The sequence below is a fragment of the Streptomyces sp. NPDC006385 genome (genome assembly GCF_040612485.1).
GTDB lineage: Bacteria > Actinomycetota > Actinomycetes > Streptomycetales > Streptomycetaceae > Streptomyces.
Window position 1 is genome coordinate 1 of record NZ_JBEXQG010000064.1, and the last position, 17,388, is coordinate 17,388.

Sequence of the window (17,388 nt, forward strand, 5' to 3'; positions counted from 1 at the left end):
ACTTCGCCCCCGACACCATTCGCACCCTGCTGCACCGGCTGGGCAACCCGGTGACCGTCGCCGACGACGCGGCGATCACCAGGAACGGCCTCGCACGGGCGGCCGGCGGCTCGTGCGGGACGGGCAGTGCCGTGGCCGGCACCACCAGGTCGGCGCTGTCCCGGGTCGCGGCGACCAGCTCCGCGTTGCGCTGGTCCGAGCGCATGACCCAGGCCACCGCCTGCTCGTGCGACTTGCCGAACTCCTCGTGCCGGGCGATCAGCCGCCGTAGCCGCTCCGGCTCGTCGAGCTCGCAGAACCAGACCTCGTCCAGCTCTGCCCGCACCCGCGCCCACGCGCCCGTGTCCAGCAGCAGGTAGTTGCCCTCGGTCACCACCAGCCGGGCTGCGGGCTCCACCGGGACGGCCCCCGCGATCGGCTGCTCCAGGACCCGTTCGAAGCCGGGCGCGTACACGGTGGCGTCATCGGCGTCCTCGCGCAGGCGCCTGAGCAGCGCCGCGTACCCGGCCGCGTCGAACGTGTCCGGCGCGCCCTTGCGGTCCCGCCGCCCGAGCCGGTCCAGCTCCACGTCGGCGAGGTGGAAGCCGTCCATGGGCACATGCGCGACCCAGGGGTCCCCGGCACCGTTCAGCTCCCGCACCAGGTGCTCGGCGAGCGTCGTCTTGCCCGCGCCGGGGCTGCCGGCGATGCCGAGGACGGCGCGGCGGCCGCCGCGAGGGAGGGACCGGGCGCGGGTGAGGAGGTCGTCGAAACTCAGGGCAGCCACACCGCAGAGTGTGTCACCCGGACGGTGTCGGCCGACGTCCCCACCGGACGCGGATGGCCGGACCACATCAGGCACCTGGCCGAATTCCGGGCTGCATGCCGATCTTCCGCGGGTTAGTTTGTGCTTGTTTGCGGTGTTTGCCTGACTTCCCGCCATCGACCCGCACGCGGCGGGGCTTGGAAACCCTACGGCTCGTAGGGGTGAGGGGTGGACGATGACCTATGGCACGAAGTCCATGCTGGTGAGCATGGACCGGCGTTACGACGCGACCGTGTCCGGCGGGTCCTGGCGGGCACGTGGCGACGGCCTGCTCGTGGCGGTGGCCGGCCTCTTCACCCTCGCCCAACTCCTCCTCGTGCGCCCCACGCTGGGCCTCGGCTGGGACGAGGTGGTGTACGTCAGCCAGGTCGGCACCGAGGCACCGGCGGCCTTCTTCAGCGCCCCACGCGCGCGTGGGGTCTCCCTGCTGGCGTGGCCCATCGCCTCCTGGTCGTCGTCCACCACACTGCTGCGCGTCTATCTCGCCGTCCTGTCCGGACTCGGCCTGTACGTGGCCCTGCGCGCCTGGCGCGGACTCTTCCCGTCCCGCGTCCTGGCCGCCGCGGGCGCCCTGTTCGCCACCCTGTGGATGACCCTCTTCTACGGCCCGCAGGCCATGCCCAACCTCTGGGTCGCGTTCGGCGCCCTGCTCTGCGTCGGCTGCTTCCTGCGCGCCCGCGGGGACCGCTTCGACCGACGGGCCGTGTGGGGCGTCCTGGCCGGTGCCGCGCTGATGGCCTGGATGCGGCCCACCGACGCCGTGTGGGTCACGCTGCCGCTGCTCGTCGTCGTGCTGGTGGTACGGCACTGGCGAATCGGGGCGGCCCTCGCCGGGGGCCTCCTGGCCGGCGGCGTCCAGTGGGTCGTCGAGGCGTTCCTCAGCCACGGCGGCCTGCGGGAGCGGCTGAACGAGGCCTCCCGCATCCAGGGCGACCTGGGCTGGAACCTCGCCGTCGACGACCAGCTGCGCAGCCTGGTCGGCAGCACCCTGTGCCGGCCGTGCGACGGCGCGATGCCCCACCCGGTCGTCTACGCCTGGTGGTTCGTCCTCCCCCTGCTCGCCGCCTACGGCCTGGCCGTCGCCTTCCTGGCCGGACGCACCACCCGCACCCTGGTCCCGCTGGCCTGCGCCGCGACGGCCGCCTTCCCGTACCTGTTCATGATCGGCTACGCGGCACCCCGCTTCCTGCTGCCCGCCTACGCCCTGCTCGCCCTCCCGGTCGCGGACGCGCTGCTCCACCTGGTCACCAGGCCGAACGGCCGGTGGCGCCCGGCGGTCGCCGCGGTGGTCGCGCTCGGGCTGGCCGGGCATCTGGCCGTGCAGTACGTCGTCCTGGACCGCACCGTGGACCGCACCGTCGCCGCCCGCCACGCCTGGGACCGCTCCGCCGCCGAACTCCACCGCCTCGGCGTACGCCCGCCCTGTCTGCTCACCGGGCACGAGGCCATTCCCGTCGCCTACTACACGGGCTGCTCCTCCGGCGCGACCCGCGGCCACAACGCCAACACCACCACCGCCGAGATCCTGCGGGCCGCCCGCGGCGTCCCGGTCGGCGCCCTCACCGCTCCCGGCGGCACACCGCCCCGGTACGCCCGGGACTGGGAGCTGCACCGCCTCGACGGCCTCGAGGTCCGCATCGCCCCGAAGCCGGGCGCGGGCGGACGGGCATGACGCCGGAACAGATCCTCCCCTCACCCCAGCGCAGACAGACCTACTGGCACACCGCCCTCGCGCTCGCCGTCCTGGCGGCCGTGGTCTGGCTGGCCCGACGGCACTGGCCGATGGTCGAGACCGGCGCGGTGCGGCTCGCCGTCGCCGACCAGGGGTGGCTGCTGGTGGCCGGCGTGGCCACCGTGGCGACATGGCCCTGCTCGGCGTTCGCCCAGCAGGGCGCGGTGCCCGACCGGCTGCCGCCGGGGCGGCTCGTGGCGGCGCAGTTCGCCGCGTCCGCCGCCAACCATGTGCTGCCCGCCGGGCTCGGCGCGGGTGTGGTGACCCTGCGCTTCCTGATGCGCTGCGGCATACCGTTCGCCGGTGCGGCCACCGCGATCGCCGTCAAGGGCACGGCCGGCGGGATCGTGCGGGGCGCCCTGATCGCCATGCTCGTCGCGGTCTGCCCCGGCGTCCTGCTCGTCCCGTCCCTCGACGCCCGGTACCTGGTCGCCGTGTGCGTCGCGGCCGTCGGCGCGCTCGCCCTGCTGGCCGGTCCGCTGTCGGACCGGTGTCGGCGTGCCCTGACGGCGCTACGGGCGTACCTCGGGGCCGTCCACGCGCGACCGGTGCGGGCCGCGGCCCTGTGGGGCGGTTCGCTGGCCTTCGTGGCGCTGCACTGCGTGGCGCTCGTCGCCGTCACCCGCGCGGTCGACCTGCCCCTCCCGCCCGCCCGGGTGGCGCTGCTCCATCTCGCCGCCAGTACGGTGGCCGCCCTGCTGCCCACGCCCGGCGGTCTGGGCTCCCTCGATGTCGCGCTCGCCCTCGCACTCACGGCCGCGGGCGCCCCGGCCGTCGCGGCCGCCTCCGCCGTGCTCGGCTACCGGCTGCTGACGGTGTGGCTGCCGCTGATCCCGGGGCTGGTGGTGCTCGGGGTGCTCGTACGGCGCGGGTCCTTGTGAGCGCCCAAGGCGTTTCCCGGTCGGCCCGTTCAGGTAGGAGTCCGGGTGTCGGCCGGACGCGGGAGGGGGAGTGCCCATGACGAGCAAGGAGCACGAGGGGCGGCTGGGGGAGGAGTTCTTCACTCCGGGGTCCTCGTCCTTCACCGAGTTCCTGGCGGCCCACCGCCCGGACCTGCTGCCCATGCGCCGCCCCTTCCCCGACGGCGTCCGCGCCGCGCCCGACCGCTTCCCGCACGGCACCACGGTGCTGGCCCTCACCTACCGCGACGGCGTGCTGATCGCCGGCGACCGCAGGGCCACCATGGGCAACCTCATCGCCCAGCGCGACCTGGAGAAGGTCCACCCCGCGGACGACCACACCGCGGTCGCCTTCGCCGGCACCGTCGGACTCGCGCTGGACATGGTGAAGCTGTACCAGGTCGAGCTGAAACACTTCGAGAAGGTCGAGGGCGTCCCCATGACCCTCAAGGCGAAGGCGTCCCGCCTCGCCGGCATGATCCGGCAGAACCTCGGCCAGGCCATGCAGGGCCTCGCCGTCGTACCGCTCCTCGCCGGTTACGACGTCAAGGCCCCCGAGAGCGCGCGGGGACGCATCTTCGACTTCGAGGTCACCGGCGGGCCGTACGAGAAGTACGACTTCCACGCCGAGGGCTCCGGGTCGCCGTACGCCCGAGGCGCTCTGAAGAAGCTGTTCCGCCCGGGGATGTCCCGGCACGAGGCGGCCCTGGCCGCGCTGCACGCGCTGTACGACGCGGCCGACGACGACTCCGCGACCGGCGGACCGGACATCGGCCGCCGGATCTTCCCCACCGTCGCGCTGATCACTGAGGACGGCTTCGAGCGGCTGTCCGAGCCGGAGACGGAGGAACTGAGCCACGAGATGGTCGAGCAGCGCCGGCACCGCCCGGACGGCCCGAACGCCGCTCCCTGACAGGCCAGGTGTGGCAAGTGCGCCTTGACAATTCCAAAGTGTCAAGGCGTACTTGCCTCATGCCTCTTCCCGACCTGGACGACCTCATCGCCGAAGTGGACCGCACCTGCGAGACCGCGCACCGACCCGGTGGGCAGGAACAACCCGACTGGCTGGCCCTGCTGACGACCGCCGCAGGTCTGGCGGGACAACTCCAGGCGCTGGCCGATGACTTGGTCGAGGACTACGTCGAGCACTGCCGGATGCACGGCTGTTCGTGGACGGACATCGGGGCCGCGCTGGGGGTGACCCGGCAGGCGGTGCAGCAGCGCTTCCACGCGCCGCACAAGCGCTACGGAACCGAGACGATGTCCGAGGACCTCCGCCGGGCCATGGCGCAGGTGAAGCAGGCCGCCGTGGCGCACCGCAACAACTACATCGGCACCGAGCACCTGTTGTGGGGCCTGACGGCGGAGGCCAACAGCGCCACCCGGCTCCTGGAGAGCGCCGGGGTCCGCCCCGACGCCGTTCACCGTGCCGTCGCCGGACGCCTCGGCAGGGGCGCCTCCCAGGCCGCCGAGCGCATCGCCTGGACGCCGTACGCCCGCAAGGCGATCGCCCTCGCGGAGACCCGTTCCGAGCAGCACGGCGACGGGCTCATCGGCTGCGCCGACCTGCTCATCGGCCTCGCGGGTGTGGGCCGCGGCGTGGCGGCCACGGTGCTCGCGGACGCCGGCTTCGATCCGTCGGCCGTCGACACCTGAGCGGGTCACCCGCGCACGCCCACCTCCCTGCGCCACCTGACCAGCTGCTTCTCGGGATCGCCGGTGTACGCCCACGGAGCCCGCGTGGCCCGCCGCCCCAGCATCCGTAACAGGGGCTCGGCGATGTCGTGGATCCCCGCCTGGCAGGCGGCGTGCGCAAGGTAGTTGAGGTCGCGCAGCTCGCCGGGCACCACATCGCCCTCGGCGCGGCCCATGATCCAGCGCTCCCAGGTCCGGCGTACGTCGCCGACGGCGCCGTCGTTGCTCCAGTGCTGGCCGAGCCCCATGGAGGCATGCTGTCCCCTGGCCGCGTCCAGGGCGTAACGGAACTCCTCGACCCGCGCGTACTGCACGAGCACCGGGAGCGGGCAGCCGGGCGGCGCCACCCCGGCCGCGTCGCGGGCGAAGTCGTACATCAGACCGTGGGTGCCGTGCCAGCGCGAGGAGTAGTAGTGCAGCACCTGAAGATGCCCCTCCACGCTGTACGGGTCACGTCGGTGCAACTCGTCCCACCAGCGCCCCAGTTCCTGCCGCCGTACGCCCGACGGATACAGCCGCGCGAGGGAGATCAGCGAGATCCACGGCGTCGGATCGTCCGGGTAGGCGTCGGCGGCCTTCAGGCACGACAGCACCGCGGTGTCGATGCGCTGCTGGTCGATGGGCACGCCCCGGCCCGCGGCGATGGCCACATGGAACGCCCGGGCCGTCTCCGTCGCCGCCCGCAGCACCAGCGCGTCGGCGCTGTGCGGTTCGGCGGCCAGCCACGACTCGACCGTAGAACTGCCCGCGCACGCCTGCGCGAGCAGCCGGATCCGGTGGCCGCGCGCCAGCCAGTTCGGACCGGTGGCCCGCAGCAGCTCCCGCAGCCCCTGCCAGCGGCCGATGACGATGTCCTGGCGGGCGCAGGTCAGGGGCGCGTCCCCGCAGTCGGGGTCGAAGTCGGGAGTGAAGTCGCGTTTGGAGCTGCCTCGCGCCATGGCGGGTCCCCTCAGAAGTCGGTGGGAAGACCCTCATGGACAAGGGAGTTCGGGCCGCCGGCACCGGCCGGGACGTAGTCCGCCTCGACGGTCCGCGCGGCGTCCAGCTTGGCCGGCCGGTAGTAGTCGCTGCCCTGCCGCCAGTACCAGAGCATCGGGATCAGCCCGGCCGCGAGCCCGCCGACGCCGATCGCGACCGCCGAACCGCTCAGCTCGCTCAGCGACTCGGCGAAGACCCAGAACATGAACAGCGCACCGAACAACGGCCACACACCGCCGAACACGAAGTTGCCGACCGACTTCAGCAGCATCCTGCGGTAGGCGACGACCACCGCGAGGCCCGTCAGCCCGTAGTAGACGGCGATCTGCAACCCCATCGCCGAGATGGCGTCGGAGAGGATGTCGCCCACCGTGCCCAGGGAGTTGGCGGCGACGAACATCGCCAGCGCCACGACACCGACGACCGCGATCGCCACCCACGGTGTGTTCCAGCGGCGGTGCACCCGGCCCAGCGCCGACGGCATCGTACGGTCCCGGCCCATCGCGAACAGCGAGCGCGTGACCTGGATGAGCGTGGTCTCCAGGGTGGCGATGGTCGACAGCATCACCGCCACGATCAGCAACTTCCCGCCCCAGCCAGGCCAGACCTCCTCACCGAGCACGGCCAGCACGTTGGCGTCGTTGTCCTGGATCTGCTTCGAGGAGAGGAAGACGTTCACCGCGATCGTGAACACCTCGAACAGCAGGAAAATGATGCCCACCCCGATGAGGCCCGCGAGTCCCGTCGTACGCCGGCTGTTACGAGTCTCCTCACTGAGGTTGCTGGTGACATCCCAGCCCCAGTAGTAGAACGCGGCGACCAGCGCCCCCGAGGCGAATCCCGTCACCCCGTCGAAGTGCCCGAAGCCGAGCCAGGACCAGTCGAACGCCCGGGCGCCTTCGGAGTGGAAGAGGGCGAGCACGGCGAACAGGGCCAGTATCGCCAGTTCGAGACCGGACATCACGAGCTGCGCCCGGACGGTGAGACGGGCGCCGCCCAGCACCACGCACAGCATGATCAGGAACCAGCCGGCGCCCACCAGCGTGGACAGCGCGGTGTTCTCGGCGAGTTCCTCGTCGAAGAGGGCGAGTGTCATCGAACCGGCCGGCAGGGAACCGGCCACCATGAAGATCGTCGCCGAGATCACCAGCGCCCAGCCGCTGATGAACCCCAGGAAGGGGTGCAGCGTACGCCCGACCCATGAGTAGCTGGCGCCGGCGTTCACGTCGATCCGGTTGAGATAGCTGAAGGCGAGCGCGATGCCCAGCATCGGTATCGCGCAGTACAGCAGCGCCGCCGGACTGGCCAGGCCCACCGCGCCGACGAGGACGGCGGTGGTCGCGGCGATCGAGTACGCCGGGGCGCTGCCGGCGACCGCCATCACCACCGTGTCGAACGTACCGAGGGCATTGGCCTGCAGCCCTCTGCCCCTGCTGTTGCTCATGGATGCGCTGCTTTCCGTCGTGCACGACGCGCGGGCGGACCGGCCCCTACGCCGTATGGGGGGTGGGGTGGAACAACGCCACGAACCGCAGAGGGATGACCTCGGGGCAGGGGCGGCACAAGGGGGGTGGCGGACACGGTACGCCGTTGCGTCGCCGTACGGTCACGCCATGTGTGCGAGTGATGATAGCCCTCCCCGTTGAGCCTTCAAGAGCGTGGAGATCTTCCTGGGTTGGACAGCGCGCAACGGGAAACGCGGTTCAGGACACCCAAGCGCCGAACCAGCGGGCGCGCTCGAGTGAGGGAGGCAGCCATGGGCACCGAACACCCGCCCGCCGAGCCGATGGCGGACGACGCGTACCAGCCCACCGCAAGCAACGAGGAACAGGAGGACGCCGCACCGCTCGACCTCCAGGACGCCGTGGACGAGCGGACCTACGACGACACCCTCGACGAGGGCTACTCCCCGCTGGAGAAGCCGCTCGGGGTCACCAAGCACGGCACCACGGCCGCCGAACAGCGCGACGGCGAGACCCTCGACGAACGGCTCACCCAGGAGGTCCCCGACGTGTCCGAGCCCGTCGGTGACGACGTGGGCGATCTGCCGGGCGGCGAGGGCGAACCGGTCGACCCCGAGGCGGGCGCCGAGCGCGCGGGCCGCCTGGTCGCCCCGGACGAGGGGGCGCACTGCGACACCACCAAGGAGGAGATCGCCTCCGACCAGGGCATCGACGGTGGAGCGGCCGGCGCGGAGGAGGCCGCGATGCACGTCGTCGAGGACACGCGGCTGCCCGACGGCGACCAGGAGACCTAGGGACACCGGGTCCTGCCGGGTCCTGCCGGGTCCGGTCCCCGATGGCGGGGCGGGCTCAGTCCCCGAGCCGGTCGATCTGCCGCAGCCTGTTCGTGGCGTCCAGGGCGGCGACCTTGTACGACTCGGCGAGCGTCGGGTAGTTGAAGACCGCGTCGACCAGATAGTCGACGGTGCCACCGCACCCCATCACCGTCTGCCCGATGTGGATGAGCTCCGTCGCCCCCGTACCGAAGCAGTGCACACCGAGCAGCGTGCGGTCCTCGGGGGAGACCAGGAGCTTGAGCATGCCGTGCGAGTCGCCGATGATCTGCCCGCGGGCCAGCTCGCGGTAGCGCGAGACGCCCACCTCGAACGGCACCCGGTCCTCGGTGAGCTGGTCCTCGGTGCGCCCGACGAAGCTGATCTCGGGGATGGTGTAGATGCCGATCGGCTGGAGGTGGTGCATCCGGCCGACGGGCTCCCCGCAGGCGTGGTACGCCGCCGCCCGCCCCTGCTCCATCGAGGTCGCCGCCAGCGCGGGGAAGCCGATGACGTCGCCGACGGCGTAGATGTGCGGCACCTCGGTGCGGTAGTGCTCGTCCACCGTGATCCGGCCCCGCCTGTCCGCGGTCAACCCCGCCTTGTCGAGGTCCAGTTCGTCGGTGAGCCCCTGCCGGCCCGCGGAGTACATCACCGCGTCGGCGGGGATCTTCTTGCCGCTCTCCAGGACGGTCAGGGTCCCCCGGGGATGCCGCTCGACCGCGGCGACGGTCTCCCCGAAGCGGAACGTCACGGCGAGGTCCCGCAGGTGGTACTTGAGCGACTCGATCACCTCGACATCGCACATGTCGAGCATCCCCGCGCGCTTCTCCACCACGGTGACCTTGCTGCCGAGCGCCGCGAACATGGAGGCGTACTCCATGCCGATGACACCGGCACCGACGATGACCATGGAGCGCGGCACCCGCTCCAGCGCGAGGACGTTGTCCGAGTCCATGATCGTCCGGCCGTCGAACTCGACGCTGTCCGGCCGCGCGGGCCGGGTGCCGGTGGCGATGACGATGTGCTCGGCGGTCAGCAGCCGCTCGTGCCCGGTGACCTCGCGCAGCGCGACGGTGTGCGGGTCGACGAAGCGGCCGGTCCCGGCGTACAGGGCGACGTGGTTGCGGGACAGTTGGCTGCGGATGACGTCCACCTCCCGGCCGACCACGTGCTGGGTGCGGGCGGTCAGATCGGCGACGGTGATGTCCTCCTTGAGCCGGTAGCTCTGGCCGTACAGATCGCGCTGGGTCAGGCCGGTCAGGTACAGCACCGCCTCGCGCAGGGTCTTGGAGGGGATGGTCCCGGTGTGGAGGGAGACGCCGCCGACCATCTCGGGCCGGTCGACGACGGCGACGTGCCGACCCAGCTTGGCCGCGGCGATCGCCGCCTTCTGGCCACCCGGGCCGGATCCGATGACGAGCATGTCGAAGTCGGGCACCTTCAGGAGTCTGACAGCCGCAGGCCCCCTTTCGATAGGCGCCGACGCGGTCGGGACGGCAGGAGCCACCATGCCGAGACGGGTCGATAATGCGGGTATGGGACGAAACGCGAGTACGGGCCATCGACTCGCCGACACGAGCGCACCGGCCCGGCTCGCCGCCCCCGACGAGGGCATCGGCCGGGACGAACTGGCACTCGCGACCCGCAACCACGGCCTGCCCCTCGAAGCCCTGCGCCACGACCTCACCCCGCCCGGCCTGCACTACGTCCTGACCCACTACGACATCCCGTACGTCCCGGACGACGCCCCCTGGCAGCTGACCCTCGGCGGCCGAGTGCGCCGCCCGCTGCGCCTGGACCTGGCCGATCTGCGCACGTTCCCGCAGGTCACCACAAGGGTCACCCTGGAGTGCGCGGGCAACGGCCGGGCCCTGCTGACCCCCCGGCCGGTGAGCCAGCCCTGGCTCGTCGAGGCGGTCGGCACCGCCGACTGGACGGGTGTCCCGCTGCGCCTGCTGCTGGCGGAGGCCGGCGTCGAGCCCGACGCGGTCGACGTGGTCTGCACGGGTGCCGATCACGGGGTCGAGCGCGGTGTCGAGCAGGACTACCGGCGCGCGCTGCCCATCGACGTCGCCACGGGCGACGCTCCCGAGGTGCTGGTGGCGTACGCGATGAACGGCGCACCGCTGCCCCCGCAGCACGGCCGTCCGCTGCGGCTGGTCGTGCCCGGCTGGTACGGCATGGCGCAGGTGAAGTGGCTGCGCGAGGTCACCGTCAGCGATGTGCCGTTCACGGGTTTCCAGCAGACCGTGGCCTACCGGCTGCGCCGGCACCCCGAGGACGTGGGCGAGCCGGTCACCCGCATCGCCCCGCGCGCCCTGCTCGTCCCGCCGGGCTTCCCCGACTTCATGTCCCGGGCCCGAGTGGTCCGGCCCGGGCCGGTGACGCTGGAGGGGCGTGCCTGGTCCGGGCACGCCCCGGTGACGCGCGTCGAGGTCAGCGCGGACGCGGGGCGTACCTGGGCGCGGGCCGAACTGGAGCCGGACGCCGGTCACCCGTGGGCATGGCGCCGCTGGCGGCACGGCTGGACGGCGGCCCCCGGCGAGCATGCGCTGAGCGCCCGGGCCACCGACGCCGAGGGCCACACCCAGCCACTGGTCCCGCCCTGGAACCGCGGGGGCTTCGCCAACAACGTCGTCCAGCTCGTGCCGGTGCTGTGCCTGGACGCGGTCGAAGCCGGTGCGTAGGGACGGCGCGCACGGGCGCCCGGGGCGCCGGCCCGCACCCCAGGGCGACCCGTACGGATCGTGGCGGTATGCCTAGGGCAGCAGCTTGTCGAGGGCGGAGGGGCCCTCCGCCGCCAGCTTGCGCCTGGCCCATTCCAGGGTGCGCGGAGTGAGGTCCTTGCCTGAGGCAAGCACGATGTCCTCGGGGGACACTTCGGTGCCGGTGCGGGCGTGGAGCAGGTCGTCCGGGGTGGCGCGCTCCTCGGACGGCCCGGACGCTTCGGGCTGGGACGTCGGCATCATCTCTGCTCCTCGGATCCGGGTGACTTCTTCGGGCCCGGTGCGGTCATCGGGTCTGTTATCACCATTCAACGCCGGAGCGGACCCTGCATCCGGAGGCGCCGGGAGCCCGCCGCGCACCTGTCGGCCCCTTGGACCCGGGGGTGCCTCTCTCTCCCGGAGCGAAACCGCCTGGACGCCACCCGTGCCCCCCTTGGGACGCCCCGTGACCGAGGACGGATGCCCCGCCGCCGAGGACCGGGCACCCGCCCCGGCGGCGTCAGCTCTCGAAGGGTGTGAGCGTCAGCCGGATCCCCGTCGGCGCCGTGTCCTGGATGTACGAGGCGAAGTCGGCCACATCGTCGAAGGCGAAGCCGTACGCCTTGCCGTCCTCCGCGGCCGTGTGCATCGCCCTGGCGTAGTGGTTCGTCAGGTCCGTCCGGTAGAAGGCGGCGGCGTCGGTCGTCGGCTGGGCAGGATGGCTGAGCAGGGTCGAGCGGTTGAACCCGGCGCCGAGGACGGCGGCGACGGGGCCGGTCGTGCCGTCGTTGGGGGCGGCGAGGTCGCCGTCGCAGAACAGCACGTCGCGGGTCGACGGCTTGCCGAAGGACACCTGGGCGGGCCCGTCGAAGGTGAACCGCTCACCGCGTACACGGCCCGTGAACGTCCCCGCGTCGGTGGTGACGGTGAGGTCCCGCCCGGTGTACGCGCTCCACACCTCGTCGATGTACGGCGCGAAGTAGTCCTCGGCGAACAGACCGGCGTCCAGGCCGTGTCCCGGGGCGATGACCCGTGTCTCGTCCACGACGAGCCGGGCGAACTCCTCGACCTGGCGGACCGCGGCGAACGCGGCCGCACGTCCGCCGGCGCGCAGCTTCCCGGTCGTCTGGTCCCTGGCGCCGGTCAGCCGGATGCTCAGCGGCACGCTGAACATGTCGACCATGGTGGTGTTGCAGAACATGCCCGAGGTGTTGTAGGTGAACTCGGCACAGTCGTGCAGCACCGGGTAGTTGGGATCCGACGCCACCCAGCCGGCCGGGTACTGCAGTGCCGTGTCGCCGTTGCCGTCCGCGACGGCCTTGAACTTGAGCTTCTGGCCGAGCGACACGTAGATCCGGCCGGACATGTGGGGGAGGGACAGCCGTGTCTCGCCGCCGCCGGCCAGGCTGATGGCGTAGTCGGTGAACCCGTCGGGGCCGTTGTCCGCCAGCGCGATCGGCGCGAGGGTGCCGTCGGGCGTGACACGCACCTGCCTGCCGTCCTGGTTGCCGACGATGTAGACGTGCACGTTCGCGTTGTCGAAGGAGCCGCTGTCGTTGACGATCGTCAGCGGCAGCGGGCCCGCCGCGGCAGGAGCGGCGCCGGTCGCGGGCGTGCCGGCGAGGGCGTGCGGGGCCACGGCGGCCATGGCGGGGGCGGCCACCGCCGCGCCGCCGAGGGCGAGGAGAAGCCGGCGTCGAGCGAGAGGGCGCTGATGACGGGAAGTCATGTGGGGGGTCTCCCGAAGTACTTGTGCGGGTACATGGGCTGCGGCGGTGAGGCGAACACGTGCCCTGAGAGCGCTCTCGCAGGGGCCGTCGCCGCCACCGATGGGGCCCGATGGTACGCACGGGCCCCGCGTCGGCCAACGGGTCGGCACAGCGCCCAAACCCCGCTGAACTGCGGGAACTTGAAAGACCACGGAATGGCCACGACGCCTTAAGCCTCGCCTAAGACCCACTTAAGCTCCACAGGCTCCCTGAGAGCGCTCCCGGCGACCTGCCGAACCCCGCTCCAGAAGCCGTGAAAATCCGTGGACGGACCAGCGGAAGATCACGTACGGTGTGACCGCACGCCCTGATACGGACGGAAGGAGGCGAGTGCCGTGCGGTTCACCCACATCCAGCGCTCCCCTTTCCCTTGCCCCGGCGTGGTTCAGTCGATCTGACCGGGAGCGCTCCAAGCAGCCTGCATCCCGGAGGAATCCGTGACCGATCCGGTCATTCGCGCGCTCTCTGCGAGCGACGCCCATCTTTTCGACGCACACCCCGACCCGCTGGGCGCCCGTGAGGCTCACCGGCGGACCCGCTTCCGCCCCGAGTGGAAGCGAGTCGCGCTGCGCGACGACGTGGTCGTCGCGCGCGGCGCCTGGTGGGGCGGCCCCGACGACTCGGAGCCCATCAACATCAACTGGTTCGACGTGGCCGAGGGCGAGGAGGAGGCCGGCGCCGAACTGCTGCGCACCGCCCCCTGGCAGGTCGAACTGGAGATCAACCTGCCCGGCGGCTGGCGGGACGAGCCCGCTCTGAAGGCCGCCGCCGATACCCGTTTCAGCGCGGCACGGGCGGCCGGCTACGAACTCCTGGTGGAGCGCTTCCTGTACCGCTGGACCCCGGAGCACGGCCTGCCCGAGCGCCCCGGACGCCTGCGTTTCAGCGCCGAGCCCGACGACGCGGTCTTCTTCGACGCGCTGCGCCGCATCCACTCCGTCACTCTCGACGCCCATTCGCTGCGCGCCATCGAGGAGGGCGGCCTCGACCGGGCCGCCCAGGAGGAGCTCGACTTCTTCCACTGGTGCCCGTCCCCACGGCAGTGGTGGCAGCTCGCGCACACTCCGGACGGCGACCTGGTCGGCATCCACATCCCGGCCCACAACCCCTCCGGGCCGACCATCGGCTTCATCGGGGTCGTCCCGGAACACCGCGGCCACGGCTACGCCTACGACCTGCTCGCGGAGTGCACCCACTTCCTCGTCCAGCAGGGCGCGGAGTTCGTCAGCGGAGCGACGGACCAGGGCAACTTCCCCATGGCCGCCAACTTCGCCAAGGCGGGCTTCCCCGTCGTCAGCGAACGCATCAACTTCGAACCGGTGGGCCGTGCGTAACGAGGCGTAGACCCCGGGAGCCGTACATGACGGCGGTCCGGTCCCCCCGCGGGTCCGGGCCGCCTGTCGGCGCCCCTGCCCGCTGCCCGGCGGGCTCGGGGCCCGCTCATCGTCCGGCCCGCATCAGGCGCCGCCGTTCAACCGCCCTTCGGCCGCGGCCAGGATCTCGGTCACCCGCAGCCCGAACGCCGCGTCGCACGCGTGCGCGCCCCCGGTGCGGGAGGCGGCCAGCAGGGCGTCGCCGGCGCGGACCAGGGCGGACACCGCGCTCTGGGCGCTCTCCGGAAGGACGGCCGCCCCGGCGGCGCCCCGCAGCTCCACCGTGGCCCCCGTCGCAGCCGACGGCGCGGTGAGGCTCAGGGTCAGCGTGCTCGACGCGCCACTGACGTGCTCGAGGACCAGATGGACGGTGTCACCGGGCCCGTGCGCGGCCGCCGCCACGCGCCGTACGTCACCCAGAACCGGCAGCAGAACGGACAGCGCATGGGGGCCCACGTCCCACAGCGCGCCCTTCTCCCGCCGCCACGGCGAGGCGGCGAACGGGTTGCCGTCACCGCTGAACACCGCGCCGAGCCACTCCGCCCGGCCGGTGAACCAGCCTTCCGTGGCCGCCTGTTGGGAGATCCACGCGTCGATCTCCGGCTGGAACCGGGCCGTGAAGAAGACGACCGAGGCCACGCCCGCCTCCTCGACCGCCGCGACGACCGCCCGCCCTTGCGCCACCGTGGTCGCGAGGGGCTTGTCCAGCAGCAGATGACAGCCCGCGCGGGCGGCCCGCACCGCCAGGTCGGCCTGAACGGCCGGTGGCAGGGCGACGGCGACGGCGTCCACGTCGTCGAGCAGCGTGTCGGCATCGTCATAGGCGCGCACGCCGTAGCTGTCGGCCAACTCCTTGGCGGCGGCCGTACGGCGGCCCCACACTCCCGCGAAATCCAGTTCGTCGTGTCGGCTCAGGGCCGGGGCGTAGGCCATCTGGGCCCACGGGCCGGTGCCGAGGAGTCCGATGCGCATGCCGCCGCCTCTCACTGTGCCGAAACGTCCGTGACCGATGCCGGGTGGAGGCGAGCGTGTCACACCGACCCGGAGGCCGCGCAACCGGCTTCGCACCCGATGCCCGCACCGGACATTCAGTGGCGGCATCGCTGAATGCGTTCTCTTTCTTCTATTGGACCTCTCGCGGCGGGCCAGCCACGCTGGTGTCGGTCCACGGTCCGGCACGGCGTGCTGTCCACGCCCGCGCGCCGGACATCGCTGCCAAGCGTCGTCTCCCGCGCGACAGCCGGAAAGAGGTCACGAGCCCATGCACACCCGCCGCATCGGTGAGGTCGAGGTCAGCGCGATCGGTCTGGGCGCGATGCCCATGTCCATCGAGGGGCGCCCGGACGAGGCACGCTCGCTCGCCACGATCCACGCCGCCCTCGACGCCGGCGTGACCCTGATCGACACCGCGGACGCCTACCACCGGGACGCCGACGAGGTCGGTCACAACGAGACCCTGATCGCCAAGGCCCTCGCCTCCCACGACCTGGGCAAGGACGTCCTGGTCGCCACCAAGGGCGGCCATCTGCGTCCCGGCGACGGCAGCTGGACCCTGGACGGCAGCCCCCGGCACCTCAAGGACGCCTGCGAGGCGTCGCTGCGCCGGCTCGGCGTGGAGGCCATCGGCCTCTACCAGTTCCACCGCCCCGACCCGAGGGTGCCGTACGCCGAGTCGGTCGGCGCCGTCCGCGACCTGCTCGACGAGGGCAAGATCCGCATGGCCGGGATCTCCAACGCGAACCCCGAGCAGATCAGGCAGGCGAACGAGATCCTCGGCGGCAGGCTGGTCTCCGTGCAGAACCAATTGTCCCCGGCGTTCCGCTCCAGCGAGCCGGAGCTGCGGCTGTGCGACGAGCTCGGCATCGCCTTCCTGCCCTGGAGCCCGCTCGGCGGCATCTCGCGGGCGCGTGAACTGGGCTCCGCCTACGCCCCGTTCGCGCGCGTCGCCGAGACGCACGGGGTGAGCCCGCAGCGGGTGTGCCTGGCGTGGATGCTCGCCAAGTCGCCGGTCGTCGTACCGATCCCGGGCGCGAGCCGGCCGGAGACCATCCTGGACTCGCTCGCGGCGACCGACCTCGTGCTCACCGGCGAGGAGATCGCGGAGCTGGACGCCGTCTGAGCCGTACGGAATCCGTGGCCGTCGGCGTCTTCACGGTCAAGCGCAGCCCGATCTGGCTGCTGCCGCTGATCACCGCGTCCATCGTCGACACCGTCGTCCAGCACCAGCCGATCAGCAGGCTCTGGCTGGGCACCGGCGTCATCAAGTTCATCCTGCTGGTCAACCACCCCCTGCACGTCCTCCACGTACGCCTGCTGTACGGCAGCGTGCACCGGATGGCTGCTGGTGACCGGGCGTTCACTCGCCATGATCGCCGGGTTCGCCTCGTCGGGGGTGGTGGTCGCGAAGTTCGGCTACTCGGCGGCGTTCGCGCTGGACGCCGCGACCTTCCTGGTCTCCGCGACGGTGCTGTTCCTGCTGCCCGTGCGCACCAGGGCGGCCACCGCCGCCGACGGCTCCGCCGGGACCTCGGGCGCCGCCCGCTGGACGGCCCGGATGCTGCTGGGCACGGCTCCGCTGCTGATGGCGATGATCGCCGTGCGGGCGGTGGACGGTCTTGGCTCCTCGTCCCACAACGTCGCCCTGCCGCGCTACTCCAGCGCCTTGGATCCCGACCATCCGGCCACGTTCATCAGCCAGTTCTGGGCCACGTGGGCCATCGGCAACATCGTCGCCCAGCAGGTGATCGGCCGGGTCGCCAAGAAGACCGGGCGGACCCCGGGGGAGCGGGCGTTCGCGCTCGGGGCCTGTGCGATGTCGGCCGGGTTCACCGTGCTCTTCAGCGGGCTGCCGACCGTGCCCGCCGTCATCGCCGCGCTCGTCGCCGGAGCCGCCGACGGCTTCACCGAGATCGTCTACGTGTCCAGGCTCCAGACCGCCCCCGACGAGCAGCGGGCTCGTGAGCGGCGCGCTCCTGGAGACCCTCTCACCGCTCCAGGTGGTCGCCGCCTTCCACGGATTCGCGATCGCCCTGTGCGCGGGCCTGCTCCTGTGGCTCGTCGGCCGGGGCGCAGCACCCGACCGCGGCGAGGAGGACACGGCCGACCGGGACAAACCGACCGTGACGGAGGGCAGCGGCTGATTCACTCATGAGGA

Annotated in this window: 15 protein-coding genes and 2 pseudogenes; 10 read left to right on the top strand and 7 right to left on the bottom strand. The window is 72.2% G+C overall.

Going from position 1 to position 17,388, the window contains the following annotated elements; translation table 11 throughout:
• Positions 1-121: 121 nt before the first annotated feature.
• Positions 122-766, bottom strand: a pseudogene (locus ABZ078_RS34250) (nucleoside/nucleotide kinase family protein); the annotation flags it as partial.
• Between the two features lie 214 nt (positions 767-980).
• On the opposite strand from ABZ078_RS34250, the gene ABZ078_RS34255 reads away from it, so the two are divergent.
• The 4 genes from ABZ078_RS34255 to ABZ078_RS34270 all read left to right on the top strand — a co-directional run bounded on the left by ABZ078_RS34255 (position 981) and on the right by ABZ078_RS34270 (position 5,092).
• Positions 981-2,477 carry a hypothetical protein gene (locus tag ABZ078_RS34255; protein WP_356581822.1) on the top strand — a complete coding sequence of 499 codons (1,497 nt, stop codon included), beginning with the start codon at positions 981-983 and terminating at the stop codon, positions 2,475-2,477.
• A complete protein-coding gene (locus ABZ078_RS34260; RefSeq protein ID WP_356581824.1) occupies positions 2,474-3,418 on the top strand; it encodes a YbhN family protein in 945 nt (314 codons plus the stop codon). Before ABZ078_RS34255 ends, ABZ078_RS34260 begins: the two co-directional genes overlap by 4 nt.
• Positions 3,419-3,494: 76 nt before the next feature.
• Entirely contained in the window at positions 3,495-4,349 is an 855-nt protein-coding gene (gene prcB, locus ABZ078_RS34265; RefSeq protein WP_356581826.1) for a proteasome subunit beta, read from the top strand.
• A gap of 59 nt (positions 4,350-4,408) precedes the next feature.
• Entirely contained in the window at positions 4,409-5,092 is a 684-nt protein-coding gene (locus ABZ078_RS34270; protein WP_356581828.1) for a Clp protease N-terminal domain-containing protein, read from the top strand.
• 5 nt (positions 5,093-5,097) lie between these two features.
• On the opposite strand, the gene ABZ078_RS34275 is transcribed toward ABZ078_RS34270, so the two are convergent.
• Entirely contained in the window at positions 5,098-6,069 is a 972-nt protein-coding gene (locus ABZ078_RS34275) for a hypothetical protein (protein ID WP_356581830.1), read from the bottom strand.
• 11 nt (positions 6,070-6,080) lie between these two features.
• Positions 6,081-7,553 (bottom strand): APC family permease, encoded by a 1,473-nt coding sequence (locus ABZ078_RS34280; protein ID WP_356581832.1) that lies wholly within the window; start codon positions 7,551-7,553, stop codon positions 6,081-6,083.
• A 312-nt stretch (positions 7,554-7,865) separates the two neighbouring features.
• Here ABZ078_RS34280 and ABZ078_RS34285 point away from each other — a divergent pair, with 312 nt between their 5' ends.
• Complete coding sequence (locus ABZ078_RS34285; RefSeq protein ID WP_356581834.1) at positions 7,866-8,366, top strand: DUF5709 domain-containing protein; 501 nt, start codon at positions 7,866-7,868, stop codon at positions 8,364-8,366.
• Positions 8,367-8,421: 55 nt separating this feature from the next.
• Here ABZ078_RS34285 and sthA read toward each other — a convergent pair whose 3' ends face one another.
• The gene (sthA, locus tag ABZ078_RS34290) at positions 8,422-9,825 is read right to left on the bottom strand and encodes a Si-specific NAD(P)(+) transhydrogenase (RefSeq protein ID WP_356581836.1); all 1,404 of its coding nucleotides are present in this window, start codon (positions 9,823-9,825) and stop codon (positions 8,422-8,424) included.
• Between the two features lie 97 nt (positions 9,826-9,922).
• Between sthA and ABZ078_RS34295 the strand changes: the two genes are divergently transcribed.
• Positions 9,923-11,074: a sulfite oxidase gene (locus tag ABZ078_RS34295; RefSeq protein WP_356581838.1), complete on the top strand. Its 1,152-nt coding sequence runs from the start codon at positions 9,923-9,925 to the stop codon at positions 11,072-11,074.
• A gap of 72 nt (positions 11,075-11,146) precedes the next feature.
• Here the strand turns inward: ABZ078_RS34295 and ABZ078_RS34300 are convergent, their stop codons facing one another.
• Together ABZ078_RS34300 and ABZ078_RS34305 are read right to left on the bottom strand one after the other, a co-directional pair.
• A complete protein-coding gene (locus ABZ078_RS34300) occupies positions 11,147-11,353 on the bottom strand; it encodes a hypothetical protein (protein ID WP_356581909.1) in 207 nt (68 codons plus the stop codon).
• A gap of 259 nt (positions 11,354-11,612) precedes the next feature.
• Positions 11,613-12,821 carry a beta-1,3-glucanase family protein gene (locus tag ABZ078_RS34305; protein WP_356581840.1) on the bottom strand — a complete coding sequence of 403 codons (1,209 nt, stop codon included), beginning with the start codon at positions 12,819-12,821 and terminating at the stop codon, positions 11,613-11,615.
• A 477-nt stretch (positions 12,822-13,298) separates the two neighbouring features.
• Between ABZ078_RS34305 and ABZ078_RS34310 the strand changes: the two genes are divergently transcribed.
• Entirely contained in the window at positions 13,299-14,195 is an 897-nt protein-coding gene (locus ABZ078_RS34310; protein WP_356581842.1) for a GNAT family N-acetyltransferase, read from the top strand.
• 123 nt (positions 14,196-14,318) lie between these two features.
• Here ABZ078_RS34310 and ABZ078_RS34315 read toward each other — a convergent pair whose 3' ends face one another.
• Positions 14,319-15,206, bottom strand: coding sequence for a Gfo/Idh/MocA family oxidoreductase (locus tag ABZ078_RS34315; RefSeq protein WP_356581844.1), 888 nt, complete (start codon positions 15,204-15,206; stop codon positions 14,319-14,321).
• 289 nt (positions 15,207-15,495) lie between these two features.
• Between ABZ078_RS34315 and ABZ078_RS34320 the strand changes: the two genes are divergently transcribed.
• From ABZ078_RS34320 to ABZ078_RS34330, 3 genes and pseudogenes are all read left to right on the top strand, one after another.
• Complete coding sequence (locus ABZ078_RS34320; RefSeq protein ID WP_356581846.1) at positions 15,496-16,353, top strand: aldo/keto reductase; 858 nt, start codon at positions 15,496-15,498, stop codon at positions 16,351-16,353.
• Positions 16,350-16,571: pseudogene (locus ABZ078_RS34325) on the top strand (ABC transporter ATP-binding protein); the annotation flags it as partial. The gene ABZ078_RS34320 and the pseudogene ABZ078_RS34325, both read left to right, overlap by 4 nt.
• A gap of 7 nt (positions 16,572-16,578) precedes the next feature.
• Positions 16,579-17,385, top strand: coding sequence for an MFS transporter (locus ABZ078_RS34330; protein WP_356581848.1), 807 nt, complete (start codon positions 16,579-16,581; stop codon positions 17,383-17,385).
• Positions 17,386-17,388: the final 3 nt, after the last annotated feature.